This window comes from Paenibacillus sonchi (assembly GCF_016772475.1).
In the GTDB taxonomy this organism is placed as follows: Bacteria; Bacillota; Bacilli; order Paenibacillales; family Paenibacillaceae; genus Paenibacillus_AQ; species Paenibacillus_AQ sonchi.
In genome coordinates this window covers 2,336,224-2,361,908 of sequence record NZ_CP068595.1, presented here as the reverse complement: position 1 = coordinate 2,361,908, position 25,685 = coordinate 2,336,224, and the positions used below count along the sequence as shown (strand labels likewise).

At 51.5% G+C, this 25,685-nt stretch carries 21 protein-coding genes, 3 pseudogenes and 1 riboswitch; of the genes and pseudogenes, 10 read left to right on the top strand and 14 right to left on the bottom strand.

Annotated elements, in window-relative coordinates:
* Positions 1 to 451: 451 nt before the first annotated feature.
* Positions 452 to 1,030: a nucleotidyltransferase family protein gene (locus JI735_RS10900; RefSeq protein WP_039834882.1), complete on the top strand. Its 579-nt coding sequence runs from the start codon at positions 452 to 454 to the stop codon at positions 1,028 to 1,030.
* A 665-nt stretch (positions 1,031 to 1,695) separates the two neighbouring features.
* Here the strand turns inward: JI735_RS10900 and JI735_RS10895 are convergent.
* Entirely contained in the window at positions 1,696 to 3,120 is a 1,425-nt protein-coding gene (locus tag JI735_RS10895; protein ID WP_039834883.1) for an NAD(P)/FAD-dependent oxidoreductase, read from the bottom strand.
* Between the two features lie 335 nt (positions 3,121 to 3,455).
* Positions 3,456 to 3,555: riboswitch (purine riboswitch) on the bottom strand.
* Between the two features lie 225 nt (positions 3,556 to 3,780).
* On the opposite strand from JI735_RS10895, the gene JI735_RS10890 reads away from it, so the two are divergent.
* Both JI735_RS10890 and JI735_RS10885 read left to right on the top strand, forming a co-directional pair.
* The gene (locus JI735_RS10890; protein ID WP_202677376.1) at positions 3,781 to 4,320 is read left to right on the top strand and encodes a hypothetical protein; all 540 of its coding nucleotides are present in this window, start codon (positions 3,781 to 3,783) and stop codon (positions 4,318 to 4,320) included.
* On the top strand, positions 4,320 to 4,874 hold the full coding sequence (locus JI735_RS10885; RefSeq protein WP_202677375.1) for a GGDEF domain-containing protein: 555 nt from the start codon (positions 4,320 to 4,322) through the stop codon (positions 4,872 to 4,874). Before JI735_RS10890 ends, JI735_RS10885 begins: the two co-directional genes overlap by 1 nt.
* Positions 4,875 to 4,968: 94 nt before the next feature.
* On the opposite strand, the gene JI735_RS35560 is transcribed toward JI735_RS10885, so the two are convergent.
* The 3 genes and pseudogenes from JI735_RS35560 to JI735_RS35550 form a co-directional block, all read right to left on the bottom strand.
* Positions 4,969 to 5,835: a putative bifunctional diguanylate cyclase/phosphodiesterase gene (locus tag JI735_RS35560; protein ID WP_411830115.1), complete on the bottom strand. Its 867-nt coding sequence runs from the start codon at positions 5,833 to 5,835 to the stop codon at positions 4,969 to 4,971.
* A gap of 18 nt (positions 5,836 to 5,853) precedes the next feature.
* Positions 5,854 to 6,216, bottom strand: a pseudogene (locus tag JI735_RS35555) (diguanylate cyclase domain-containing protein); the annotation flags it as partial.
* Positions 6,102 to 8,060, bottom strand: coding sequence for a PAS domain S-box protein (locus JI735_RS35550; RefSeq protein ID WP_233476462.1), 1,959 nt, complete (start codon positions 8,058 to 8,060; stop codon positions 6,102 to 6,104). The pseudogene JI735_RS35555 and the gene JI735_RS35550, both read right to left, overlap by 115 nt.
* A 321-nt stretch (positions 8,061 to 8,381) precedes the next feature.
* On the opposite strand from JI735_RS35550, the gene JI735_RS10865 reads away from it, so the two are divergent.
* The 7 genes from JI735_RS10865 to JI735_RS10835 all read left to right on the top strand — a co-directional run bounded on the left by JI735_RS10865 (position 8,382) and on the right by JI735_RS10835 (position 14,643).
* Entirely contained in the window at positions 8,382 to 8,525 is a 144-nt protein-coding gene (locus JI735_RS10865) for a hypothetical protein (protein WP_167330798.1), read from the top strand.
* A gap of 154 nt (positions 8,526 to 8,679) precedes the next feature.
* Positions 8,680 to 10,467, top strand: coding sequence for a TPM domain-containing protein (locus tag JI735_RS10860; protein ID WP_202677373.1), 1,788 nt, complete (start codon positions 8,680 to 8,682; stop codon positions 10,465 to 10,467).
* The gene (locus tag JI735_RS10855; RefSeq protein WP_202677372.1) at positions 10,461 to 10,940 is read left to right on the top strand and encodes a hypothetical protein; all 480 of its coding nucleotides are present in this window, start codon (positions 10,461 to 10,463) and stop codon (positions 10,938 to 10,940) included. The genes JI735_RS10860 and JI735_RS10855 overlap by 7 nt, the downstream gene beginning before the upstream one ends.
* A gap of 376 nt (positions 10,941 to 11,316) precedes the next feature.
* Positions 11,317 to 12,501: an acetyl-CoA C-acetyltransferase gene (locus JI735_RS10850; protein WP_039834885.1), complete on the top strand. Its 1,185-nt coding sequence runs from the start codon at positions 11,317 to 11,319 to the stop codon at positions 12,499 to 12,501.
* Positions 12,502 to 12,612: 111 nt separating this feature from the next.
* Positions 12,613 to 13,275, top strand: a complete 663-nt coding sequence (locus tag JI735_RS10845) for an acetoacetate decarboxylase (protein WP_325175620.1) — start codon at positions 12,613 to 12,615, stop codon at positions 13,273 to 13,275.
* A gap of 50 nt (positions 13,276 to 13,325) precedes the next feature.
* A complete protein-coding gene (locus JI735_RS10840; RefSeq protein ID WP_039834887.1) occupies positions 13,326 to 13,994 on the top strand; it encodes a CoA transferase subunit A in 669 nt (222 codons plus the stop codon).
* On the top strand, positions 13,987 to 14,643 hold the full coding sequence (locus JI735_RS10835) for a 3-oxoacid CoA-transferase subunit B (protein ID WP_039834888.1): 657 nt from the start codon (positions 13,987 to 13,989) through the stop codon (positions 14,641 to 14,643). The genes JI735_RS10840 and JI735_RS10835 overlap by 8 nt, the downstream gene beginning before the upstream one ends.
* 103 nt (positions 14,644 to 14,746) lie before the next feature.
* Here the strand turns inward: JI735_RS10835 and JI735_RS10830 are convergent, their stop codons facing one another.
* From JI735_RS10830 to JI735_RS10785, 10 genes and pseudogenes are all read right to left on the bottom strand, one after another.
* Positions 14,747 to 15,553, bottom strand: a complete 807-nt coding sequence (locus tag JI735_RS10830; protein WP_039834889.1) for a formate/nitrite transporter family protein — start codon at positions 15,551 to 15,553, stop codon at positions 14,747 to 14,749.
* 334 nt (positions 15,554 to 15,887) lie between these two features.
* Positions 15,888 to 16,988 carry a toxic anion resistance protein gene (locus JI735_RS10825; protein ID WP_039834890.1) on the bottom strand — a complete coding sequence of 367 codons (1,101 nt, stop codon included), beginning with the start codon at positions 16,986 to 16,988 and terminating at the stop codon, positions 15,888 to 15,890.
* A 14-nt stretch (positions 16,989 to 17,002) separates the two neighbouring features.
* Entirely contained in the window at positions 17,003 to 17,704 is a 702-nt protein-coding gene (locus JI735_RS10820; RefSeq protein WP_202677634.1) for a hypothetical protein, read from the bottom strand.
* Positions 17,705 to 17,728: 24 nt separating this feature from the next.
* Positions 17,729 to 18,801 (bottom strand): annotated as a pseudogene (locus JI735_RS10815) (ATP-grasp domain-containing protein).
* Positions 18,798 to 19,631 (bottom strand): HAD family hydrolase, encoded by an 834-nt coding sequence (locus tag JI735_RS10810; protein ID WP_039834896.1) that lies wholly within the window; start codon positions 19,629 to 19,631, stop codon positions 18,798 to 18,800. Before JI735_RS10810 ends, JI735_RS10815 begins: the two are co-directional and overlap by 4 nt.
* Positions 19,628 to 20,781: pseudogene (locus JI735_RS10805) on the bottom strand (cysteine protease StiP family protein). Before JI735_RS10805 ends, JI735_RS10810 begins: the two are co-directional and overlap by 4 nt.
* Positions 20,778 to 22,073: a phosphoribosyltransferase family protein gene (locus tag JI735_RS10800; RefSeq protein WP_039834906.1), complete on the bottom strand. Its 1,296-nt coding sequence runs from the start codon at positions 22,071 to 22,073 to the stop codon at positions 20,778 to 20,780. The pseudogene JI735_RS10805 and the gene JI735_RS10800 overlap by 4 nt, the downstream one beginning before the upstream one ends.
* 76 nt (positions 22,074 to 22,149) lie before the next feature.
* Positions 22,150 to 23,358, bottom strand: a complete 1,209-nt coding sequence (locus tag JI735_RS10795) for an HpcH/HpaI aldolase/citrate lyase family protein (protein WP_233476341.1) — start codon at positions 23,356 to 23,358, stop codon at positions 22,150 to 22,152.
* Positions 23,359 to 23,588: 230 nt separating this feature from the next.
* Positions 23,589 to 24,335, bottom strand: coding sequence for a TerC family protein (locus JI735_RS10790; RefSeq protein WP_202677371.1), 747 nt, complete (start codon positions 24,333 to 24,335; stop codon positions 23,589 to 23,591).
* Between the two features lie 25 nt (positions 24,336 to 24,360).
* Positions 24,361 to 25,665 (bottom strand): TerD family protein, encoded by a 1,305-nt coding sequence (locus JI735_RS10785; RefSeq protein ID WP_039834898.1) that lies wholly within the window; start codon positions 25,663 to 25,665, stop codon positions 24,361 to 24,363.
* Between the last annotated feature and the right edge of the window lie 20 nt (positions 25,666 to 25,685).

Genomic DNA, 25,685 nt, shown 5'->3' with positions numbered 1-25,685 from the left:
TAATCATCCAGCATAATTGATAGTTCAATCTATCTAGTTTTCTTCTGTACATCATTTCGCAGGGGCAGCCCCGCTGTCCTTCCATAAGCCTGTATTATATCGGCGCAGGCAGTAAAAAGAGATACCCTCCCCCGTCACGGTGGTCTGGATATCTCTTTTTCGAATACTATTCTCTTTGTCTAGAATGTACTTTCAAGCCGGTATAAATCTATAAGACGAGGCCATAGTTCTTGGCGTGATTGGCAAGGCCGAAGAAATCGCCAACAATCGCCGGGAACGCCATAATGTTGCCCCCGAAACAGAAGGCAATGGTTTGCGATGGCAGTAACCAGAAGTTCCTGCAATTCCTTTTACAATACCCCTCCTTGCAGATTCAGTCTTATAATAAGAGAACCTGGGGAATAAACCCAGATTGTTCTGTAAAACCGATCTATATTATGGAGGTGTTGATTTGCGGATACATCATGAATTGGACCTGCTGCGGGTGGTAAAAGAAGACCGCTGGATGATGAACATCCTGGCCGCTGTGAGGGATTTGCATTTGCCGGACTCCTGGGTCTGCGCCGGTTTTGTGCGTTCCAAAGTGTGGGATGTGCAGCACGGTTTTACCGAAAGAACCCCCTTAGGGGATGTGGATGTAATCTATTACGACCCCGAAGATATCTGTGAGGAAGTGGAAAAATCCTGGGAAGCGCAGCTGCGGAATGCGGCTCCCTCTGTCCCCTGGTCAGTCAAAAATCAAGCAAGAATGCATACAGTTAACGGCCTTGCGCCATACTCCTCATCCACAGACGGCATGTCCAAATTCCCTGAAACGGCAACCGCGCTGGGCCTTGCCATGGATGAGCATGGAGAGCTTAGGCTAGCCGCTCCGCATGGGGTTTCGGATGCGCTGGAGCTGACCGTCCGCCCGTCGCCGCACTTCAGGGCAAATCCGCAGCTGCATCCTATCTATGAGGCACGGGTTGCCGGGAAGAACTGGCAGGCCGTCTGGGATCAGCTGCAGGTGCTTTCCGTACGGGGGAATTAATCCAAAAGACAAGAGCAGCACATCGTTGATAACACTGCTATATAGAGTGAACTTAAGATATTTACATTAGGGACTTCGTCGGGACTACGGAGAATGTTTGGACTTCCGGCCGCTGTTGTCTGCAGATTTCTTGATTATTACCGCTGTTTGCGGTGGAAATCCGCAGACAAAGGCGGACGCTACCGCTCCTCCAGTTCCAAACTTCCCCTCCATCCCTTTTCCCTTTTGTTAATTTTTCATGTTCGCTTTATATAGGTGGAAAAAGGAAACTTATTTCTCCCCAAACAAACATTCGTGAGGTTTTAGTGGAAAAAAGGAACTTAATCAGGCCATATTACCCTGTCAGGAGCGAAATGAGCTGAATTAGTGATACTTTTTCCACTTGGCTACCGGGACGCAGGGATACTCGAGCAAATTAGTGATACTTTTTCCACCTAACGGAGCCGGAAGATACGAACGCTTCTTACACAAACTTCCTGACGCTGCCAACAGACTTTTTAAAAACGGCATTTCTGCCGTTTATTCTTAAAAATCTCTTATCCTAACAATTCCCCTTACATAGAAAGCCCACCGCCGTCCGCGAAAAAAGCCGTCTCATCGTAGATAATTCTACTCTGAGACAGCTCTTCATGTTCCTCACCGTTGCTTAAGCCGCAGGCTTCGTCTTACCCCAGCATTCCCCGCGCAATCCACACTCCGGCCGCTCCGGCCTGGGCCAGGCCGCGGGTGATGCCCGCGCCGTCACCGCCACAGTAGAGGCCTGAAATTTCAGTTTCCAGGTTCTCCGTAAGCTTCGGACGGGCCGAGTAGAATTTGGCCTCCACGCCATAAAACAGCGTATGTTCGGAGGCGATGCCCGGAGTGACTTTTTCCAGGGCCTCCACCATTTCGATCAGGCTCTTCATTGTATTATAAGGCAGCACCAGCCCGAGATCGCCGGGCACCGCTTCCTTCAGCGTAGGCTCCAGAAAGCCTTCTTTAATCCGGGTTTCGGTGGAGCGCCGTCCGCGCAGGATATCCCCGTATTTCTGTACAATGACCCCTCCGCTGGACAAATCATTGGCCCGCTTGCAGATTTCCCGGGCGTATTCATTCGGCTTGTCAAAAGGCTCCGTGAAGGTATGCGAGACCAGCAGCGCAAAGTTGGTATTCATGGAACCCAGCGCAGGGTCCTTGTAGGAATGGCCGTTGGCCGCCATCACGCCGCTGTGGTTCTCAACAACAACATGTCCGGAAGGATTGCTGCAAAAGGTGCGGACTCGCGTGCCTACAGATGTATTAAAAATAAACTTGCCTTCATAGAGATGCTCATTAATCTCTCTCATGACGACATCCGAGGTTTCCACCCTTACACCTACATCGACCTGATTGTTGTACATCTTGAGCCGGCGCTTCTTCAGCACATCCGTCAGCCAAGCAGACCCGTCGCGCCCCGGTGCGATCATCACTTTGTCCGCCGCATAGCTCTCGCCATTCTTCAGTGTAATGCCCGTAACCCGGTGCTTGCCCTCTTCCTTAACCGTAACAATATCCTGAACCTCAGTTTTGAACAGCATATCCATCCGTACCCGCAAATATTCGTATATGGACTTCAGGATTTCCAGGTTTTGCTCTGTGCCGAGATGACGCACCTGCGCCCGCAGCAGCTTAAGCCCGGCGGCGTATCCCCGCTGCTCGATGCCACGGATGCTCTCGGTGGTCGGATCGGTAATTACCGGTGTGGCCCCATGCTCCAGATTGATGGCATCTACATATTGGATCAGCTCCAGCACTTTGGAGGGTGCCAGATAATCTGTCATCCAGCCGCCAAATTCAGTGGTGATATTGAACTTCCCGTCGCTGTATGCGCCCGCTCCCCCAAAACCGGCGGTAATCGAACACGCAGGCAGACAGCCGGCGAATTCCTTGCGTCCCGAGGCCGGAGGGCAGAGTTTGATTTTCTCCTCCAGAATCGGGCAATTGCGCCGATATATATCATGGCCTTTATCTACCAGCAGCACCTTAAGCTCAGGGGCCTTGCGCGTCAATTCATAGCAGGCGAAAATTCCAGCCGGTCCTGCACCCACGACAATCACATCATATTTACTCATTGGTTTCTCTGTTCCTCCCAGGAAGAAACGGTATCGCTGTCCTTTATTTAAGCTGAACTTTAGTTTTACATTGTGGGTATAGACGTCACTGCGGGGAATGTTTGGACTTCCAGCCGCTGTTGTCCCCAGATTTCTTAAATTGAACCGCCTTTAGCGGTTGAAATCCGGTGACAAAGGCGGACGCTACCGCTCTTCCAGTTCCAAACTTCCCCTCCGCACTTCTACCCTTTTATGAATTTTTAAGTTCAACTTATCTAGCAAGGCCTCGTCCGTTTCTGCGATCATAATAGTTCTTGCAGAACGCAGCACAAAAAATCCCGACCACTTCATAGGTATGCCAAATGCACCCTATTCGTAGCCAGGAATTTACGGTTCCCTGTAGAGACCCCCAAACCTTATCTTTGAGGATATACGAACAGCTAATCATTGTTTGTTGAGCCACTTGAAATATTACAGAACATAGACGAATGTGTCAAGGAGGTTCAGCTCCCATAATTCGTGTTTTGCTCGCGTTATACATGATAACTATCTATACAATGCTAAACAATAGCCAAAACACGAACATTTTTCCCGGAGCATACCTTGTGTCATTCTTTGGAGGAAAAGCGTGATTATTGTCGAATATATAGATATATTGCCACTGGAAAAGAGGAACATCTTATGCATATCCCACCGCCTGCTCCTCGCCAAACGTATTGGAACCGCATGATCCTCAATGCTTTCTGGCTGGTACTGCTTGTCCATCTGCTCACTCAGACCGTTATCTGTTTGTCCATGCAGGGGGATTGTCCCGAGTTATCGGGCAAAAGCTACCTGATTGGCAATGTACTGCTTCCCGACATTATGATACTGGGAACCCTGCTTGTACTTGAGGCCATTTATAAACGGCGCCCCCTGTTATCGGAAATTTCCAATGTTGCCGCAAGCCATTTGATCGCGATAGTGATGATCTTAAATTTAAGTGATGTTTTCTATGTGAAGCCGCTTATCATGCTAATCCCTTTGCTGGTATCCATGCTCTATTTGAGAAGCACCTATTTGAAGGCCACTTCCATTTTATGTGTGACGTACATGATCCTGCTGCTGCTGGAACCTTCGGTCTCTGACAATAGCTTGCGCGTCCAGAATATGATCATCGCATTCATCTTGACCGGAACTGCACTTGCGGGTTTTGCCCTCATTGCCCGGGGCGTGATCTGATGCAGTCTCTGGAGAGCTCGCTGAAATCGGAGCAGGATTTGCGCATCCAGAATATCATCATGGACCGCCTGTCGAAGGTTGATCCTTTGACCGAACTGTATAACCACAAGACCTTTCACGAATATCTGGGCTGGCTGATTGAGCATCAGCAGAGCAATCCTTTTCCCATGCAGCTGGCGGTGCTGGACATCGATAACTTCAAAAAAGTAAATGATCAGTACGGGCACTGGGTCGGAGACATTGTGCTGAGACAGGTTGCCGGGATCGTGCTGAAGCATATCGGCGCAGATGATTTCGCCGCCAGGTATGGGGGCGAAGAATTCGTTGTGATTCTCACCGCCAAACCGCTGGAGGATTCCCGCAGGATCATGACGCAAATTCTGCACGGCATTGCCGCATTGCCTGTTGCCGAGATGGATGGAAACTCCGTAACCGTCAGCATTGGCATGCATGACTATGCCGGAACAGACTCCAAAAGCTCTACCTTTCAGCAGGCGGACGATGCGCTGTACGAGGCTAAAAAAACAGGAAAAAATAAAATTGTCGTTGCCTGATCCAGGCCGCTTACAGAGCCGCCAAAACCAAAACAGGCCTCAGAGCGGATATGCTCTGGGGTCTGTTTGGTACGGCAATTTTATTCTGACGGTATTACTGTGAATACCCCGGCCCATGACGTCTCTGCGGCTCCAGCAGTTCAATGACTCCACGCTGCGGTACTGGGCGGCTAATCAGATAGCCCTGCACCTTGTCACAATCCGCTTCCTTAAGGAACGCCAATTGGTCGGCATCCTCCACTCCCTCTGCAACAACCTCCAGTCCCATTTTATGTCCCAGAATAATAATGGTCTGCACAAAGGACTGGCTGTACACCTGGTCTGCCAGAGAGTCGATAAAGATTTTATCCATTTTGAGTGTGGAGATCGGCAGCTGCTGCAAATAGCTTAGGGAAGAGTAGCCTGTCCCAAAATCATCGAGAGCGATGCGGATTCCGCGCGATTTCAGAAATTCCAGCTTGCTTACTGTGTTTTCAAAAGATTCCATAAAGATAGACTCGGTAATTTCAAGCTCCAGGCAATTTGGCGCAAGCCCGCTTTCCTCCAGACTGTCCAGCACAATATCCACAAAGTCATCCTGCAGCAGTTGAATAATGGAGATATTCACTGAAATTTTGTAGGGAAGGCCTGTGCGGTCATTCATGCTTTTCATAAAAGCGGAGGCTTCTCTAAGCACCCACTCCCCGATATAAATGATAAGTCTGGAGTCTTCGGCAATTTTGATAAAGGAAAGCGGAGACACAAAGCCCAGCACCGGACTGTTCCAGCGGATCAGCGCTTCGAAGCCCGTAATGAGCCCCGTCTTGATCTCCACCTGCGGCTGGTAATGCAGCTCAAATTCATTGTTGTTCATTGCACTGCGCAGATGCTTCTCAATGTTCATCCGTTCATTAAATAACATGTGCATGGACTTGTCGTAAACCACAAAGGTGTTTTTCCCTTCCTCCTTGGCCCTGTACATGGCAACATCGGCATTCATCAGGATTTCCTCCGTAGTCTCCCCGTCTTCAGGGTAGAAGGAGATTCCGATACTCACGGAAATATACAGGTTGCTCTCGCCGATCAGAAACGATCTGCGGAAGGAGCGGAGGATACTCTCCGCCAGATTCAGCACCTCTGCGCGGTCTTCCACGTCTTTGATAAACACCACAAATTCATCCCCGCCAAGCCGGGACAGCATGTCCCCCTCGCGCATAACCGACTGCAGCCTTTCACTGGCCTGGCGGATCAGAATATCGCCCGACTTGTGGCCCAGGGTGTCATTGATATATTTGAAATTATCAGTATCCACGAACAGAAGCGCCGCTTTCCCTCCCGGACGGTGGAAATAACTCTCCATAGTGTCCAGCAGAAGGATGCGGTTGGGCAGGCTGCTGAGTGAATCCATATACGCCAAACGGTGCATATTTTTTGATTCTCCAGCAGCATATCGTATTGACCTACAAGCTCCTCCTGCGTGGCTGTCAACTGCTCATAGGTAGCCTCCAGTTCCTGGTAGCTGTTGCCCAGCTGGAACTCAGCCTGCTTGCGTTTGCTGATATCGATTAGGGAACCCAGGAACAGCACAACTTTGTCCTTGGGGTCTACAATCGCCTTGCCGCGCACTTCAAACCAGACATAACGGTCGTCCTTGGTGCGCATGCGGTACTCTATTTCATAGATCGGCGTCAATCCGGCCAGATGCTCCTGGCGCGCCTGGCGGGCCGGTTCTTGATCATCGGGATGAATAATGCTGAGAACACCGCCTTCAAACGAGTTGATCTCCTCCTTCGTATATCCCATCACCTCATACCAGCGTTCCGGCAGATTGTACATGCCGCTCTCCCAATCCAGCTCCCACATGTAGGCGCCGGACCCTTCGGATGCCAGCCGGAAGCGGCGTTCACTGGCTGCCAGCTTGTTGAACTGCTCCTGCAATTCCTCTTCAGTGGCCGCAAGCTCTTCGTAGGTAGCCTCCAGCTCCTGGTAGCTGAGCTGCAGCTTGAGCTCATTCTGCTTGCATTCTTCAACGTCCATCCCGACCAATACGAAGATATCCTCCGCCTGCGTGTCCATCCCCTGAATAAGGGTAGTCCGGAAGGAGAAGTACCGCGCTTCAGGTGAATGGTCCGGAAGCTTCAGCTCCACATTGCTGACATAATCCTGGTAGACGGCTCTGACAAGCAGCTCTCTAAGCGCTGCGGCCCCGCCGGAGAGGCCGGGGATCTCATCGAGGTTTGCACCGAGCACATCCTTCTCTTTCAGTCCTGTCATGCTTGCCGCATACTGGTTGAACCGTATAACCCGCTTATCGGCATGCACCGCCCATACGATCATCCCGCTATGCTCAATCACTTCCCTGAAAAACGCCTGTTCCGAATGAATGGTCCGCCGAAGATGCCTGATGTATATTCTGAGGGCAGCGATCACTGTGACCAAGAGAAATAGACCGATGACAATGCCGGAGATCACCCGGCCGCGGATCATTGATGTGTAATTCTCGGAATGGGTGAAAAAATATTGCTGATACAGCTCTTCAAAAGCCCCCGACCGCTGAAGCCGGTCAAGCCGGGCATTTATGTAAGTGACTAGCTGAGGTTCGGACTTGCTGATGCCGTAGGCCACATCCTGGGGGTACAAATTACTCAATCTGCGGACAATATTGCCGGTCAGGCCCTGTTCAACGATTAAGTAGTCCACCACCTCCTGATTCTCAAAGAGCAGGTCAATCTCGCCCTTCTTCAGGGCTTCCAGCGCTTGCGGTACTGTTGCATACTGTATGTATTGGGAAACATCTGTTTGACTGCGCAGCACGGTCTCGGAATATTGTTTCTTCCCTACGCCGACTTTATAATTTTTCAGGGTGCTTAGCTTGATCTCTTCTTGGAGCGCCTGCCGGGAGTATACGGAGATATAGCTTTTGAACACGGGCTTGGAGAACAGGGTGTCCTTCTTGCGTTCCTCTGTTACGGCCATAAGGCCTGTAGTATCAATCTCTCCCCGGGTCAGCCGTTTGTATGTTCCCTCCCATTCGCCCGTACTGTAATGAATTAAATACGACTGCTTCTCAAAAATCATACTCGTCAGGTCTATATCGAAGCCGGTCAGGTATCCGTTCTGAAGGTACTTGTATGGCGGATAACCCAGTTCAGCCTGATATCGTATTTCCTGTCTTTCGGCGTGAGCGGATGCAGGGGGCGCGAGCATGAACACAATGCTAATCAGAAGCAAGAGTTGACACCGCTTCATCGCAATTCTCCTTTTTCAAGAAATCAGCTAACAGCACTTATAACAAGCTTTATTCGACAAAAAATGGTATGTTTCCTGCAAGCGGTCCCTCTAAGGGTGATAAAATATGCAAAATCTGCCGATAAATATTTATTCAAAAAACGGATATCCTTTTATTTTTTATATTGCTTTTTAGGTAAAAAGTGTGGATAATAACAGTAAAGGTTGATAATGATTATCATTATTGGAGAAATTCAATTCTACCCTTCACTATATTGAAATAAAGGAGACTGAACACCCATGAACGCAGCCACTACCCGGACAGCATTGAAGGTTGACGATTACCTGGATCTGCTCAATCTTGCTGTAAAAGTTGGAGATTTGAAATGGCAAAAGGAAATCAAATCCAGGTTACAATATATACTCTGTCTGCAAACCAGATAGCACTTATGCAGTTACGCCGCACTTCCCGGTCAGGGAAGGCGGCTTTTTTAATGGCGCAGGGCCAGAAATAGGCCTTAGGATGTTTAATGATATAATGTAACAAGCAGCATAATATACAAGCAAATAGTCTACCTGCAGATCGGAGCGTGCCAGCTTGAAAAAAACCTTTGTCTTGTTTCTGATGTTCAGCCTGCTATGGATGCCTGATATGTACGCGGCGGGAATTCCCGCCCGGCAAGGAATAGTTACCGATGAGGCCAGCCTGCTCACGAAGCAGGAGGCAGCCGCTATTGCAGCAATTGCTAAGGGAGACCGTTATACCATCCAGGTGCTGACTGTCGATTCTCTGGATGGGGCCGAGTCCGGGGCCTATGCCACTGACGTCTATGATTCCTGGGGCCTGACTCCGCGGGATGTTCTCCTTCTGATTTCTGCCGGAGACCAGAGGGTTGAACTGAACTTCAACAATCCGGGCCTGCAGGGATATATCAACTCCTGGTCTCAAGCCCAAGGTGGAGCTTTGGATACCGCAGCCATCACGGGGATGCTGGATACGTATTTTAATCCTTATGCCCGGGAAGGGGATTTCGCCGGGGGAATCCGTTCCATGATTCAGAAGCTGCACTCCTTCGGCGGCACTGGCAGCGGTACGGCTTCGGGCGGCGGCACGGCCGGTGCCACAGACAGCGGCGCAGCAGGCAGCAGCAGCTCAGGCCCCGGGCTGCTGAAGATGGCCGGCATTGTCATTGGAATAGCGCTGCTGGCATTCGTGCTGTATGTGCTGTTCACCGGCCTGCGCAGACGGGGGCAGCTCCGCAGCCAGCAGGAGCAGCTGGCTGGCTTGCTGGTCCGGGCGAACCGGGCGCTGGAATCCCTGCAGCCGTTCCAGGGAATTGTCCAAGGCAAGACGGGGGAAATGGTCGAGGGAATCTCCAAGCGGCTGGCTGCACAGCTGGTGGAGATCTCCGCATTGCAGAGCAGCCAAAGCTCGCAGCCTCCCTTCTACCGTCTGAAGGCGCTCCGGGCTGCCAGCTCACAGCTGCAGCAGACTGAGACAGCGTTCCGCTCCACGCTGGAGGAAGAAGAGCAGCGCATTGCCGTAATCAGTGATGCGGACCGCAACGTTAAGCAGCAGATTACCGAACTGAAGAAGGAAGCGCCTGAACTGAACCTCCAGCTTCAGAGTGCAGTCAAGGAGACCGGCTATGAGCTGCAGGAAATTGCTGAGGATCTGAAAGAGCTGGCTGAAGAGACCGCCAAAGCGGATGAGCTGGAGCTGTTCGACCCGATAGCCGCACAGGATATGACCGGGGAGGCGCAGGAGAAGCAGGCGCAGATCGAGCAGGATCTGCAGGATGTCGATACGTATGATGACAAATTGAATGGCTTTCCCGGCGTTCTGGCGGCTGCCCGCAGCACCATTGCGGCATTGATCGAACAGCATTCCCTTCACAATATGAAGGTCAAGCCTTACGAGAATCTGGAGCAGGCCTCCGCAGCTGCGGCAACACTCGAAGCTCCCCTGCGCAGCGGAGACATGGATGAGGTGCGCAAAATCGCCGCCCGCATGGATACCCTGCTGGGCGATGCCATTGCCATGACAGAGCGCCAGGCCCTGATCCGCCAGAACAACCTGAGGGATCTGGATACGGTCCGCAGCGGTTGGAGCGGGCTGTCTCAGCGGCGCAATGAGCTGCACAGCCGGATCGCCGAAGCCCGCAGCCGGTTTGCGGAACACCATCTGGCCCCGCTTGAGGAGGTGCTGGAGACTGCGGGAACACAGCTCCGCCAGGGGGCGGGAGAAGTTCCGCAGATCGAGACCTGGACCAGTGACCAGCGGGGGAATATGACAATGCCCGCAATAGCCTGGACCAGCTGCTCAAGCTTCAGGAGGAAACCGCCCGGAAGTTCGACAATGCCGGGGAGAGCCTCGATATGCTGAGCCAGCGCCTGGCTAACGTCACCCGGCTCCTGTCTGAAGGACAGGAGCGCGTAGACGCGGCCCAGCGGCGGCTGCAGAGCAAGGGAATCGCCTCCAGAAGCCAATTCCAGCTCTCCCTGCTCCCTGAGTATGGTGAACTGGAGCAGCTGCTTTCCCTCCAGCCTTATAACCTGGATGAGCTGGAAGCGGCTGCACATGCCTACGAATCCCAAATTTCCTCCTTCGTGGAGGAAGCGAACCGGCTCATACGCCAGAAGGAAGAAGAGGAGCGCCTGGCACAGCTGGCCATCCTGCGGGAGCAGCAGCGCCGGGAGCAGGCGCGCAAGCGCGCCTCCTCTTCGGGCGGCTTCGGCGGCGGCAGATCATCCGGCGGTTCCTCTTGGGGAGGCGGCGGCCGCTCGTCCGGCGGGTCATCCTGGGGCGGCGGCGGCGGCAAATCCGGCAGAAATTCCTCCGGCGGCTCCAAGTGGTAGACAGCGAAATATATATGCAAAATGCCTCCGGCCCAGAATAACTGGCCGGAGGCATTTTTGCCTTGAACTTTTTTTCTCTTTTTATTCGTCTTTTCAGAAATAACCAGAAATATCCAGAAAAACAAAGAAAATGAAAGAACAACTCCATTATGTGAGTATACAAGGCCTTACACATATTGATATGTAAATTTTTGTATTTATTTGAACATTGAGTAAAATAAACATTAGCCTTACGATTGATCTGTTAATAAATTCCATAAAAGGACGAAGGAAGGCGATCAAACCGTAACGCCCGCTCTCTCATGCACCATGATCTATTACCCGCATGTAAGCATGTAAAGGTTTCTTAAACACAATGAAAGGAATGTGAGATTTTGTGAAAAAAGTTGCATTGGTGAGCCCATTAAGAACTGCTGTGGGTTCTTTTAACAACGGACTTTCAACATTAAACGCTCCAGAATTGGGAGCAAACGTGATGACGGCCTGCCTTCAGCAAAGCCGCTTAGAGCCTGCATTGATTGATCAAATTTATTTAGGAAATGTCCTTCAAGCGGGCACTGGCCAAAACCCTGCCAGACAGGCGGCCCTAAAAGCCGGCATCCCCATTGATGTACCTGCATCAACAATAAACACGGTTTGCGGTTCAGGGCTTCATGCCGTCGCTTTAGCTTACAACTCTATTTTGGCAGAACAAGGCAGCGTCCTCCTGGCTGGAGGCATGGAGAGCATGTCGAACGCCCCTTATGTGCTAAAGAATGCACGAAATGGCTACAAGCTTGGCAACGGTGAATTGATAGACAGCGTGGTAGCCGACGGCCTTACATGTCCCATCAATAAATATCATATGGGAATTACCGCAGAAAACATTGCTGCGAAATATAACATTTCAAGACTTGAGCAGGATGAATTTGCCTATGGAAGCCAGCTCAAGGCCAGGGAAGCCAAAAACAAGCAGGTTTTTGCAGAGCAGATTGTTCCCGTTTTGACCAAAACCAAAAAAGCAGAGATTTGGTTCTCGGAAGACGAACATGTAAGAGCAGATACAAGCAAAGAAAAGCTTTCTAATCTAAAACCTGTATTTAAGGAAAACGGATCAGTTACTGCCGGAAATGCCTCGGGGATCAATGATGGAGCGGCGGCTGTACTTGTTATGTCGGAAGACAAATGCAAGGAGCATGCGGTACAACCGTTGGCCTATATCAAGGGTTATTCCCTTGTTGGCGTTGACCCTGCATATATGGGGATGGGTCCGGTGAAGGCCATTTCGTCACTTCTTAAGGAACAGGGAATTCCTCTTGATGCCATCGATCTGTTTGAGATTAATGAAGCCTTCGCTGCACAAGCATTAGCGGTATTGAAAGAGCTGGGGATCAACCCGGAGAAGGTGAATGTCAATGGCGGCGCTATCGCGATTGGACATCCTGTCGGTGCAAGCGGAGCCAGAATATTGGTTACGCTCGTGCATGAAATGGTACGAAGATCTTCACGTTACGGCATAGCCTCATTATGCATTGGAACGGGTATGGGAATCGCGATGCTGGTTGAGAATGCACTCATCTAATACTCATCTAAAGGAAAGGGAGATTAAGATTGTTATGAATCCAAAAGAGGTTCTTTCACTGCAGTCCATGCCTGCGGCCAGCGCTAGTTACGGTCGCCCCCTTACCGTTTCATCGACCGGGAATTTTTTATAATTACCTATGAATCCGACCCCGCTGCGATTAGACAGGCGGTCCCGGAACCTCTTCAGCCGGATGGAAGCAATACCGTTTCCTATGAATGGATCAAGATGCCTGATTCATCCGGTTTAGGAAGCTATGAGGAGAGCGGTATTGTCATCCCGTGTACCTTTCAGGGGGAACCCTGCAATTTTGTTGCCCAAATGTATTTGGATAACGCGCCTGCTATTCTTGGAGGACGTGAAATTTGGGGGTTCCCCAAAAAATGGGCAAATCCCCGCCTGAGTGTTGAAGGTACGGAGACGCTGACCGGTACATTACATTATAACCATGTCCTCGTGGCCATGGGAACCATGCCTTTCAAACATAACATTCTCGACGAAAAGGACACGGCTGCAGCCATCGCCAAAACCCAAGTGAATTTAAAATTAATTCCCGATGTGGATGGTACCCCTAAAATTGCCCAGCTAGTAGCGTACAATCTCGAGAATATTACAGTAAAAGGCGCCTGGTCAGGGCCGGCCCGGTTAAACCTGATCCCCCATGTCAATGCTCCTGTAGCAGATTTGCCCGTTAAGGCTTATATCGGCGGCAAACATTTTATTGCCGATTTAACGCTGCCATACGCAAGAGTCATTCATGATTATCTCCAATAAACTTAGTTTTTTCAAAAAAAAAAAAAAAAATGTACAAGGAGTCAGAAACCATGAATAACAAATTAATCTCCGCAGAAGACGCCGTTAAGAAGGTCAAAGACGGAGACACGGTGATGGTCGGCGGTTTTCTGGCCGGAGGCCACCCGGAACAGCTCGTGCGGGCGCTTGTCGAGACCCATTCGGCCGGTAATCTCACCATTATTTCCAATGATACAGGCACCACGGAATTATCTATATATAAGCTTGTAAAAAGCGGCAGAGTCAAGCGGATTTATGCATCCTATATCGGCTCCAATCCGGAAACGGGAAGGCTCCTTATGACCAAAGAAGCTGAGGTCAACCTCTTCCCTCAAGGCACGTTAGCTGAAAAAATACGTGCAGGAGGTGCGGGCCTGGGCGGTGTTTTAACACCTGTAGGTGTAGGTACCATTGTAGAGGAAGACAAAAGGAAAGTAGATATTGACGGAAGGGAATATCTGCTCGAACTGCCGCTCAAAGCGGACGTGGCGCTAATCAGAGCCCATAAGGCAGATGAAGCGGGGAATCTTGTGATCAACGGCTCCTCACGCAACTTCAATTTCGTTATGGCTATGGCGGCAGATTATGTAGTTGCCCAGACAGACGAATATGTAAAGCTCGGGGAGATTGATCCCAATCATGTCAACGTACCGGGAATATTTATCGATGCCATTGTAAAGGTAGGGGATATGCATGAATAACCGGGAATTTATTGTCAGAAGAATCGCCCAGGAATTCAAAGACGGCGATGTGGTTAACCTGGGCATTGGCTTGCCTACCATGGCGGTAGACTATATTCCGGATAATGTTCATATTATGCTCCAGGCTGAGAACGGAATCCTCGGTGTTGGCCCCAAAGCCGCAAAGGAACAAGAAAATATCGATTGTATCGATTCTGGCGGAAGTTATGTTACAACAATGAGCGGAGCTTGCTATTTTGACAGTGCGCTTTCCTTCTCCATCATCCGTGGAGGGCATGTGGACATCACCGTTTTGGGTGCCCTGGAGGTGGATAAGAACGGCAACCTTGCTAGCTGGATGATTCCAGGAAAAAAAGTGCCGGGCATGGGGGGAGCCATGGATTTGGTGGTCGGGGCCAAACGTGTTATTGTAGCCATGGACCATGTGAACAAAAATGGGGAACCAAAAATATTAGAAAATTGCAAGCTGCCCCTGACTGCTGTAAATGTGGTGAAAACCATTGTAACCGAAATGGCTGTCATCGATGTGATTCCGGGCACAGGGCTGATGCTGCAGGAAATTGCGCCGGGCTTGTCGGTGGAAGACGTTCAAAAGGCAACCGGGGCAAAACTGTTGGTCTCGCCAAACTTAAAGCCCATTGCCGTCTAAATAAAACGTAACCTCCGGTATAACGCTAATTCCAAACACTGCCGTCCTGCAAAACAAGCCCGCTCTCCCAAATCCGGGGGAGCGGGCTTGTTTTGTCTTCGGTTTAATGCGTATCCTTGGGTTCGTCATGCCGCTCATCCAGAAAGGGCTTGTTCACATAATAATACATCACACCCATCAGCACGCCTCCACCGATCAGATTCCCGAGCGTGACTGGCACCAGATTGTGCACCACACCGCCCCAGGATATCGTACCGGGATGATCCAGCACGAGGGCAATCGCAAACGTACACATATTGGCGATACTGTGCTCATAACCGGAAATAAAAAAGCAGAAGACGAACAGAACCATGGCGAACATTTTGGCTCCATCGCTTTTCATCGACATTGGAACAAAAAAGGCCAGACATACCAGCCAATTACACAGAATCGCGCGGAAGAACAGCTGCATTGCCGGGGCTTCCATCTTGTGGGCCACCACGTTCAACAGGAATCCGTTCACACTGGAGTCATAGAACAATCCTGTTAAAAAAATCAGCAGCGCAAAGGCTGTGGCCCCGAGAATATTGCCGATGTAGCTGATGACCCACATCCGCACCACCTCGGTCCACTGCAGCTTGCGTCTTAAGGCGGCATATGTGTAATAAAAGGTATCTCCGGTGAACAAATCGCCTCCACCGTACGAGATCAAAATGATGGCTGCGCCGAACGTAATGGCAGCCATCGGATACGTCATCGGTGAATGCTCCATGTAGAAGAAATTGCCGGTCTTAAACGCTACAATGACGCCGAATCCAATAAACATACTGGCCAGCATTGCCCGGGCGATGTAACGGAAAATACTTTGCTGATAGATCTTCTGTTTCTTTAGAGCTAATTTCTCAACCTGCAGCAGTGCCTCGTTCTCCATGTGACCTCCGATTCAGCTCATATTTTCAGCGGTGTGAGGCTAAGTGCAGCCTCCGGGTTATTATACCCAATAAACCGCTGGAAATTGCTTGAACCACGGACTGCCTAAAAATTGTGGAGATTTCACTGGAGAACCCCGCCCTTGCCGATTCAGCTGTCATTGCCCGGATCGTTCAGCTTGACAATCGCTTCTGCCTTCTCACTGCTGGCTACGACGATAAGCACCAGTACCAAACACCCCAGAATCATCCCGCTTATCCTCACTTCCTCCATATGCCGTCTCAGTGACAACTTATGTGGAGGACCAGGGGATTATGAGTGGGAAGGCCGGATTCTTAATTCAGGAAGCTGCTAAGCTCGCTGTCGCTGCCGGCCTGCTTCAAGGCCTGCGGCTGCGAGGTTTCATTGAGCCCGAGGCGGTTGTTCAGCTGCGTGTTGATGGCTGTCATTTTGGACGTATAATCCTGGCAGCTCTCAATAATCCGGCGGTTGGACTGTTCGGAAGTATCCAGGGCGCTCAAGAGATCGCCAATGGCCTGATTAACCGCCTCAAGCGACATAGAAGGCTTGGAGAGCAGCTCCGTCGTTTTCTCCGTAGTGGTACGCAGCAGACGCGCATTTTCCTTGAATTGATCCTCGATGGTCTTATTTGTCGCTTCCACCGCAGAGATGACATTCTCCTGATCCGCCAGGGACATGGCAATCATCGCCGAGACGGTAATCAGGTTCGAAGTCTTATCAATCGCGTTGTTTACGGAATCGATCAGCTTGTCGTTGTTGTCATTGATGATATCCGTAGCGGCAATCGCCTGGTTGTAGAGGAGAATCATTTCCGTCATGGACTGGATACGGACCATTACCTTGCGCAGGCCGCGCTCCAGGTACGCCTTGCGGAACTCATTCTCCGGCTTGGCGATTTCAACCTCGAACAGCTCCTTCAGCTTGTTGCCGAAGGCGATTTTGGTCTGCAGGTTGTAAATCTCCTCCATGGAGGTGCGTTTGAGCTGCCGCATATTGACGATGCTTTCTTCCAGTGTATCCCGGCCGTCACGCAGCCCCGTTACGATGGCATCGATGTTGGTGCGGACCGACTGATACTTGTATACATAATTCTTGAGCGGGCTCTTGCGCAGCATTTTGCCAAAAAAGCTGACGTTCTTGCTCTGCTGAAGCGTCTCGCACTCATTGCGCAGCTTCATAATCATGTTCGGCACTTCCACCCGTTTGCCGGACATCAGATCATTCACCGGGCGGTCCAGCAGCTTCAGGGTTTGCCCTGCCTTCTCCTGCGTCTTCACTCCCAGCTTGCCGATATCATCCATCAAGGAATCCAGGGCAACGGTATCCGTTTTGGCGACCTTCTCGATCAGCTGCGAGGCTTCTTCAACAACCTTCTGCTCATCTTCTTTTTTGAGCTCAATCAACTGCGTGGACATGGGTTTCCCTCCTCCTATAATTCGGAACTGCTGTACCGCTGATGAATCAGTTCCGCCTTGGTCTGAAGTTCCATCAGGTCTTTATGCTCGATCGTTGAGGCGATTTCCGATATCTTGGAATCAACATCCCGCAGGCCGTTCAGCAGCATTCTCCGGTTTCTTGTTTTGGCTTCTCCGCCCAGGCGCAGAAACGGATTGATCACACCATTAAGATCCTTAAGCACCAGCCTGCGGACCGTATGGTTAATCTCGCCGTTGCTCAGCTCCTGCAGCAGCGGAATTACGCGCTGGAGCCTGGCGAACAGCGCCAGCGACTTCTCGACAATCTCATTGTCGAGCGTATCCTTCTGCCCTTCGGAGATGATCATATCCTCCAAAATGCTCAAATACTCCACTACCGGAGCGAACTCCGCGCTGACCTCAGCGCTTCCCTGCCCGGCGGGAGCCTGTCCTCCGGCAGCAGCGGCTCCGCTTGCGGAACCGCCCCGCTCCGGGCTGCCCGCTGCGGGAGACAGGGCGGGTGCTTCCTGCTCCTGGCCGGCAGGAAGCACCTCTGCCGGCAGATTGATGCGGTTCCGCCCCCCGCCGATCACCGCTGCACCAGCACCGGCCACCGGCAGCAGCAGAGAGATTAGCTCGGGTACAAAAGCGCTCGTCACCAAAGCAACTACATAACCGGCTCCAGCGTACAACAATACTTTCCATTTCAAATGAATTGTTCTCACCTCTTGTGAGCGGGCCTATGAACTGCTGCCGCTCAGGTTCACGGCATCCGTGACCACGGACTCGCCGTCTATTCTCATAATCAGCGGCTGCTCAACATGGCTGGCCAGCACATTGCCGGCGAATTCCGCTGGCTGCACCTCGCCGCCCAGCGCGCTTTTGACCGCCAGATAAGGGAAATTAATTCCGGACAGGCAGGAGATATGCAGTCCCCGGACATCCGGGGATTAATCTCCAGCAGCTTCGGAACCCCGCCGCTGTATTTCATTTGGATATTGAAATTGAAGGGAATGCGGTAAACCTCGGCCACCCGGGAAGCGATATCCTCCAGCTCCGGGATATGCTCCATCAGCCGCAGGCGCCCGCCCGCCTTGCGGCGCGGCACCGCCGCCAGCAGTCTGCCGTTCTCGTCGGCCAGGCAATCAATGCTGTACTCAAAGCCTTCGAGAAGCTCCATCACCATCAGATTCGGAAAAGAATCCACACTGGAGAGTATGCGGCGGGCTTCCTCAAAAGATATGTACGGCGTAACATGGCCGAAAAGATCCTGCAATGGATTGCGGTCATTATTAATAATACGGAAGCCCAGCCCGCCTTCGGTTTCGGTCGGCTTGAAGCAGACCTGATGTCCCCGGGCTGCAAGATCCTCGTAAGCCGCCTGGAATTGCTCCGCTGTGCTGACCACATGGTAATCCGGGATCGTCATGATTCCGGTTTCTTGGACACTCTCATAGAACTTGCCCTTGTCCATAATCTTCTCCAGCAGGTCCAGATCACGGCAGACCAGCACTTTCGTGCCTACGGCGTCAAACATAGAGACATGTAAGGCAATATCCAGCATGTGCAGATGAGGGATAAAAATATCGATCTCATTGCTGCGGCAGAAGTCTACACAGAATTGCACATATTCAATTCCTTCAAGCTCAGGCTCCGTTCCGGCAACATCAGCGCCCTGCAGCGACATATGCCGGATATCCGGATGGGTGGCAAAGATTTGAACAGGGATGCCATCCTCGTTATTGCGGATGAGGTTCATATAATGAAAAGCCACGGAAAACCAGCGGTTAAAATAGATGTTTACCTTTTTCATTGTGGCCCAACTCCTAGTGCTGCCAAATTATTATACACCCTCTGTACATATTCCATAATCTCATCCCCGGCCAATACACCGGCCTGCTTCGTAAAGGGATACGCTAATTTTACTAGACCTGCCTGCTGTTCGGCAAATATTTCTCCATGGCAAGGAGCGATCGCGTAATCGGCGCTTGCCAGCAGACTCTTGTCCAGCAGAGAGTCGCCTGACGCAACCATTGGCCCGGAATCGACTGTGCGCCGCACATGGAGGATTGCATCGCTTTTATTAACCGCCTCCGGAACCACATACAGCTTGCGGCCTTGAAGTGAAACCTTCCATCCCCATCCGTTCAGCTGCTCTGCCATCCGTGTAATTTCATCCATAGGCAGCAAATCACGATGAACAACAAACGTGTAGAACAGCCCGTCGCAATACCGCTCACTGATAATCCATTCGGTCCGGACCACCGACCGCACCAGTCTCCCGGCTTCCTCAGCCGGAGCAGAGCCCCGTTCCACCAGTCTGCCTATAGAAGCCCGCCACTCCTGATCCACTACTCCATTCACCAGTATATTTCCGCCATTGCTCGTAACTGCGTAATCCGGAATGACTGTCTCCTGGAACAGATTAATTCTCCTGTACTGTGCCACGGTACGTGTAGTTACCGGCATAAAAATAATTTTGGCTGCAAGTTCCTTAAGAAGCTCCAGGGCATGCTGTGAAATATAGGAGGCCGTCTTCCCGTCGATAACCTCCGCCGGAACAAGGCCCGGAGAATCCTCGGGAATACCAAGTGCACCGGGAGAGTAGATCAGTGTCCGGTCCAAATCGCTGGCATAGATCATTCGCCCCCTCCCTTCAGCGGCTTGATAATCCCGCAGCAGGAATACGTAAGGCCAGGGAAAACCTCCACCGGAACGCCACGGTCCTCCGCCAGCAGTAGAATATGGCGCAGATTCGGATTATCCATAGTATCGACAAGAATTTTCCAGGGTACTCTGCGGAGCAGCACGCGGGTGGTCTCGCCGACCCCGGGCTTCACCAGATTAATATCCGCTATGCCGAACGTTTCCTGAATCTTCTGAATATCACGCAGGCCCTGCCAGGTAATCTCAGGGGAGAGACCAGCATTCCCGCAGCGATAGCCACAGCCTCTTCACTGACTGAAGGATAATACGGTGTAATGGCATCGATAAACACATTGGAGAGGTCTGCTTCCAGCCACTTCCTGTAGAACTTTGCCCCATGGAATTCATCAGGCCCGACGAGGTCGTCCCGCAGAACGGTGCGGCTCATCAGGCCGGACACGGTGGAGTTCAAACACGCGCTCGGAATCAGATAATCTTCCCGGGTGCCAAAGGTACCCGAGCAACGACCCGGATCGGCAAGCACTGCCAGATCATCGCTAAGCACAATTCCATATTTCTTATACATGTTGCGGCAAGCTTCAATTAATACCCGACGGATAGCTCCTTTGCCTGTCCAGCCGTCGATAAATTGCAGCTTCGCATCCGTTCCATGCTGCTGCAGTATATAAAGGATAGCGTTCTCATCGATGCCTTTGCCCCGGATAATCGATATGCTGTAATGAGGCAGCTCCACCCCGTAACGTTCAGAGATATAACGTTTAATCAGAACACCAATGGGAGTGCCCGCTCTTGCCAGGGATACAAGCACTGTACTCTCGGTCCCCCGCTGAGCCACAATCATTTCGGAGACAATAGCGACTTCCAGTGCCACCTTCTCCGCCGATTGCTGAAGCGTCTCATGGAACAGCTCAACATACTGCGCGGTCGGCTGATATTCAACAGGAAGCATTTCAGAATAATGCACACCGGACTGGATGGCTGCTTCCCGCTCTGTGGTCCCGCGCTCCAAATGCACATCACTGAGATCCTTAAGCAAAAACGTAACATCAGACGGGGGATAGCTGCCAAGCGCCACAGGCGGGGCAATTTTTTTATTCATGATGTTATCCAGATCTGTTCCCTTCATCCGGTCAACCCTCCCTCTTCCGAATCAGAGGCCAGGACGACGAGATGCACCTTGCTCCCCGCCAGCCGTTTCAGAATGTCCGTCATCGGTTCAATCCTCCGGCGGGGCACGTCACGCTCAAGAAGCACAAAAATCTCATCATACTGGCCGGGTTCGACATTGTAGATATAATTGGTAATCCCCGGGTCCACTGCTGACGGATAGGCAGCCGCGCAGTGGACGCCGTAATCCGAACGCCGATCGGGATGGATCGGGCTGCGGGTGGAGGACTGGTACCTGACCCCTTCGCCCATCTCCGCCGCAATTCTCATCGGCAGATACATGAACTCGCCGACTCCAAGGACGAGTGCTGTTCGCCCTTCACGCAGCCCGCGAAGCTGTGCAGCCGCCTGTGCAATCCCTTGATCCAATTGCTTGTTATCCTGCGACTCTAACCCGAACCGTCCGCTATGCTTCAGATAGGGTGACGGGTTGATCTCCCCAGAGGAATCAGCGGAGGTCACATTCAGCCGTTCCAGGCCATCCTGCACATAGGTGAGGATCACCGGGGCTTCAACGGCAATGGAAGGCTTTCCCCCAGTCTCCACCAGGCTCAGCTGAGGCGTGCCTTTTACTTCAATTGTCCCCTGCAGCAGACTTAAAGCCCTGATGCGGATACCCAGCTCCTGCTCCAGATCACGGTACGCCTGAATGTTGGCGCTGCTGCGCCAATCGAGAAGGGAGGCAACCACATATTCCTTGCGCGGGAACTTGGACTGGATGTCACGAATGGTATTGATCGCTGTATTGCCGGTAGTAATTTCATCATCTACCAATACAACAGGCTCTTCCCCGGACAGCAGCTCAGCATTCAGGGCATAGCATAAATGATCAACCGCATGCGAATGCTCTTCTTCAAAGCTGACCACCGATACAAGCTCCGGTATGTCTTCACGGGTAGTATGAATATAGGATGCATCCTTGGCAAACATGTGGTACATGCTGTGGCCCAGGGCCGTTGCCGTCTCGGCAAAACCGATGAACAGAACACGCTCCGGGAGCACCAGCCGGGCACCCAGCAGATCACGGTAAGCCGCCTCTGCATGCTCCGGATGAATCAGTCCGTGAACGGCTTGATTTAGCAGCTTGTCCATCCGCCCGCCGTCCGCTGCCTCTCCGCCCATCTCTTGATAGAGCAGCAGTGCCAGCGCGGCACCGCTGAGCAGCGGAGTATACGGATGGACAGGGATGTGCTTCCCGAGCACTTTGCTGACAAAAAGAAATGAGCGTTTCTTGTTAATCCGTGCCGCCATCGCGAACAAGGCATGGACCGGAATATGAAAAGGGTTGGAGGTTTCAGTAACCGTAACCTGCAGGTTCTCAACAATATTAAACGTGTGTGTATTCGTTCTCGGGCAATAATCCGACAAAATGCTGTTGTTCATGTAACACCCCGTATATTTGAGATCGTAGTAAGACACGTTTCGCCCAGTTCAAATGGGGCTTAATTTCATTCATCTTGTTGTAATACTCGCTTTTGAACACACCGCGGCTGCCGTCATTGCTCCCGACAATACTTAAGGCGTCCACATATTCCTCATGCATCACCGTATACATGGCCTGCACAGGTCTCAGGTGGGAGGGATGAATGATCGTCTTGCCGACAATCCCGTTCTCCTTATCCAAAAGCACCTCACGGAAGAGCCCGTCCATTGCGCTGGTAATATAGTGGTTGCGGATTTCGCGGCCCTGCTTGCCATAGGTGTCCTCAAAAGGGGTCTGCCGGAGCTGCGGACGCAATACCCGGTGTCCCTTATTAGCGAAATATTCCCATACCGGTCCCGAGATGACATAACCCTCATCCACCCGGCCGAACACATTGATAATATCGGAGATGCAGTCACGGATCGGTGTCAGATCATAAATGCTGATATCCGGACTGCGCCGCAGCCCGAACAGACTGGAGAAATCCGTCGCTCCGATGCGGACATTCAGTACATACTCACGATATTCATTCAACAAATCGCGGATGCCCAGCAGCGTGTCGAGCCGGCTTTCCCGGTAGATGACCGGTGCACTCTCCAGGATCGGCATGCCGTACAGCACAGGAGCCGAATAGCTGCGGGAGCTGTTATAATCCGCTATCGCCTCGAAGTATTCCGCTCCGTTCTCCAAGGTGAATTTGGGAAATACAAAGCCGGTCAGCATGGTAATTAAGGTGCCCAGCCGGAAAATCAGCTGCTGCAGCTGCTCCGGATTGCGCACACGGACAAACAGCAGCGGGAGACTATTCCTTAGATCCGGCTCATTGTCAGCATAGGCCGAGAGGAACGCAAGATGTCTCACAATAGATTCCTCGGCAAAATCAACTTCACCGTCGCCGATGGCATCCTCCAGATCCATGATTACTGTTACCAATCCCGAAGACTTAAGCTTCAAAATATCTTCAGCGACACTGGGACGGGTAGCCGGCATATATAGGGCCGCTCCAACGGCATACGCCAGGAGCTCCTTATCTGTAGCAGGGTTAAATGAGACAGGCGGAGAGTAGAATAAGGACATTTCTTGTTCTTTGGTCAGGTAATCGAAGTATCTCAAGGCCTTTCCCCCTTATCGGTTCACGAAGAAGCACTGCAAAAACGAATAACCTCTCCTTATAGAGAGCAGTAGAACCGGCTGCGCCGTCCTCTCGGGGACGGCATCCGGCTTTCTCAAATACAAGCAAAGGCCATGCTATTATCTATACGATTACCAGGCAGAGGAGATCCACCTTCCCTGTGGACGTCTCCTTTGCCTATAAAACTCCGACTGGCACCGGGACTGCCGCTTCAGTTAAACCTTACGGTTAGCCTCTCTTTTTTCTTGCCGGAGCTGTACAAGATTGTTCCCACAAAGACCGCAATCAGAATAGTGAAGAACACCACATGGGACATTTCATAGCCAAAGGCTCCAGCCAGCATCTTGCCGGCAATAATAGCGATCAGCAGAAACGCCGTCTGCTCCAGTTCAGGGAATCTGGCAATGAGCTTCAGGAACAGCTGGGCCACACCGCGCATCATCAATACGCCGAGTATACCGCCCAGGAAAAGTACCCAGACCTTATCGCTAAGTCCGAAGGCGGCCACCACGCTGTCAATACTGAAGGCAATATCCATTAACTCCACCATCAGCACCGTCCGCCAAAAAGAGGTGCCTTTGTTCTCTGTGTGGTCTTCCTCGCCGCCGCCTTTAAACAATCCTTTGTAAGCGATGTAGAAGAGATAGAGCGCACCCAGAACTTTAACGAGCGTAAACTTAATCAGGAATGTCCCGAGGCCAATAGCCAGGAATCTGAATAAATACGCACCCAGAATCCCGTAGAACAACGCCTTCTTTTGCTGCTCTTTGGGTAAATGCTTGACCATAACCGCCAGTACGAGTGCATTGTCTGCGGAGAGCAGGCCTTCCAGCAGCACCAGACTTCCAATGATTCCCCAGCTTACAGGGTCAGAGAGAGTGCCTGCAATATCGCTCCACGAGAAGAAGTGCCCGTAGTTATCACTTATACTCCTAAAAAAATCGCTGAACCAGTCCATTCCATCTTGCCTCCGGTAAAATAGTTTATTTACTGCCTGCTACCCACTGCAGGCCCCATCCATATGCCTGGTCCATTTCGCGATGCCCGCTGAAATATTGCACGAGCCTTTCAATACTGAACGTTTCATTCCCGACATTCTGAACCATGGCTATGGCGCACATGCCCTTCCGGTTGTTATGCTCGTCCAGATGGACAATAATATCCGGCCCGCCGCCTTGAGTTATGGTAACTACACCATCTGCCTCGGACCAATGGGTAACACCTTTGTAGATAAAAGCAAAAATTAAAATTCTTTGGATTTCCGCAACCTTACTCCCGTTTATACGCAAGTTTTCTCCAGAGGTTACGGAGCCTGTCCGGTCATCTCCATCCAGCATCACAAAGGGCGGCTGCTGAAAATGGCCAAAAGCATTGCCAAGCGCCTGCACAACGCCCTTTTGGCCATTTTTGAGTTCATAGAGACAGGCAAGATCCAGATCCACGCCGCCCTTGCGGCTGAACAGCCCGCCGCCCTGCTTCTGATTCCAGTTAAGGTTGACCAGCACTTCACCCAGACCGGCAGCAGACTTCTTCAAGTTAATGGAATCGCCTTTTTTCTTCAGCTCTATCTTCTTCAGATTAAGATTCAGCGGCGCAGAGGAAGAAATCTCCTGCCGTCCGGAAGAAGACGCAGCAGATTCAGCCGTCGGCTGGATCACCGGTATCACCGGTGCCTCTGTTTGCGCCCCCTTCCGTTCTGTCATCTCCGTCTTAGGTGGAGCCGGGGGCGGCTCCTCTGACACCTCAATTCCATAGTTGCTGCAGAGCGCCTGCAGCCCGCCGTCAAAACCCGCCACAATGGCGCTGAACTTCCATTCACCGCTGTATCTATATAATTCTCCTACTACAACAGCCGTTTCTACGGAGAATTGACTTCCAAGATTACATCGCAGGATTTCCGAGCCTGTCGCCTGATTCAGAATCCGGCAATGAGCTTCACTCATTTGCCCGAAGCTTTGCTTGCGGTTGTCGCCGTCATAAAGTGTAAGCGTAAGTGCGATTCTCATGATGTCCGGGGGAATCTTGTCCAGTTCGATTTCGAACTGCCTGAGGCCCCCTGAAGCCTGGCCCGGCACGTCCTTATACCGGATATAAGATGTAGACGGATTATTATAAAAGATCAGGTCATCATCCCCGCGCACCTTGCCCTCAGAACCGAGCAGGAACGCAGAGGCGTCAATTTCCATCGAAGAAGGGGCATGCCAGGCGATCTCTGCAATCATGCGATGGAGTCCCGGATTGCCTTTGGTCAGGTCTGCTTTCTGCCCTTTAACCACTTGAGTGCTCATTTTTACGCCACCTTTTGAGA

Bases quoted from the DNA above. Each gene is read 5' to 3' on its own strand.
- JI735_RS10895 (WP_039834883.1), bottom strand. From the start codon at position 3,120: ATGAGTAAATATGATGTGATTGTCGTGGGTGCAGGACCGGCTGGAATT.
- JI735_RS10890 (WP_202677376.1), top strand. From the start codon at position 3,781: ATGCATATCCCACCGCCTGCTCCTCGCCAAACGTATTGGAACCGCATG.
- JI735_RS10885 (WP_202677375.1), top strand. From the start codon at position 4,320: ATGCAGTCTCTGGAGAGCTCGCTGAAATCGGAGCAGGATTTGCGCATC.
- JI735_RS35560 (WP_411830115.1), bottom strand. From the start codon at position 5,835: ATGTACAGGGCCAAGGAGGAAGGGAAAAACACCTTTGTGGTTTACGAC.
- JI735_RS35550 (WP_233476462.1), bottom strand. From the start codon at position 8,060: ATGCTCGCGCCCCCTGCATCCGCTCACGCCGAAAGACAGGAAATACGA.
- JI735_RS10865 (WP_167330798.1), top strand. From the start codon at position 8,382: ATGAACGCAGCCACTACCCGGACAGCATTGAAGGTTGACGATTACCTG.
- JI735_RS10855 (WP_202677372.1), top strand. From the start codon at position 10,461: ATGCTGAGCCAGCGCCTGGCTAACGTCACCCGGCTCCTGTCTGAAGGA.
- JI735_RS10840 (WP_039834887.1), top strand. From the start codon at position 13,326: ATGAATAACAAATTAATCTCCGCAGAAGACGCCGTTAAGAAGGTCAAA.
- JI735_RS10835 (WP_039834888.1), top strand. From the start codon at position 13,987: ATGAATAACCGGGAATTTATTGTCAGAAGAATCGCCCAGGAATTCAAA.
- JI735_RS10830 (WP_039834889.1), bottom strand. From the start codon at position 15,553: ATGGAGAACGAGGCACTGCTGCAGGTTGAGAAATTAGCTCTAAAGAAA.
- JI735_RS10825 (WP_039834890.1), bottom strand. From the start codon at position 16,988: ATGTCCACGCAGTTGATTGAGCTCAAAAAAGAAGATGAGCAGAAGGTT.
- JI735_RS10810 (WP_039834896.1), bottom strand. From the start codon at position 19,631: ATGATCTATGCCAGCGATTTGGACCGGACACTGATCTACTCTCCCGGT.
- JI735_RS10800 (WP_039834906.1), bottom strand. From the start codon at position 22,073: ATGGCGGCACGGATTAACAAGAAACGCTCATTTCTTTTTGTCAGCAAA.
- JI735_RS10790 (WP_202677371.1), bottom strand. From the start codon at position 24,335: ATGGACTGGTTCAGCGATTTTTTTAGGAGTATAAGTGATAACTACGGG.
- JI735_RS10785 (WP_039834898.1), bottom strand. From the start codon at position 25,665: ATGAGCACTCAAGTGGTTAAAGGGCAGAAAGCAGACCTGACCAAAGGC.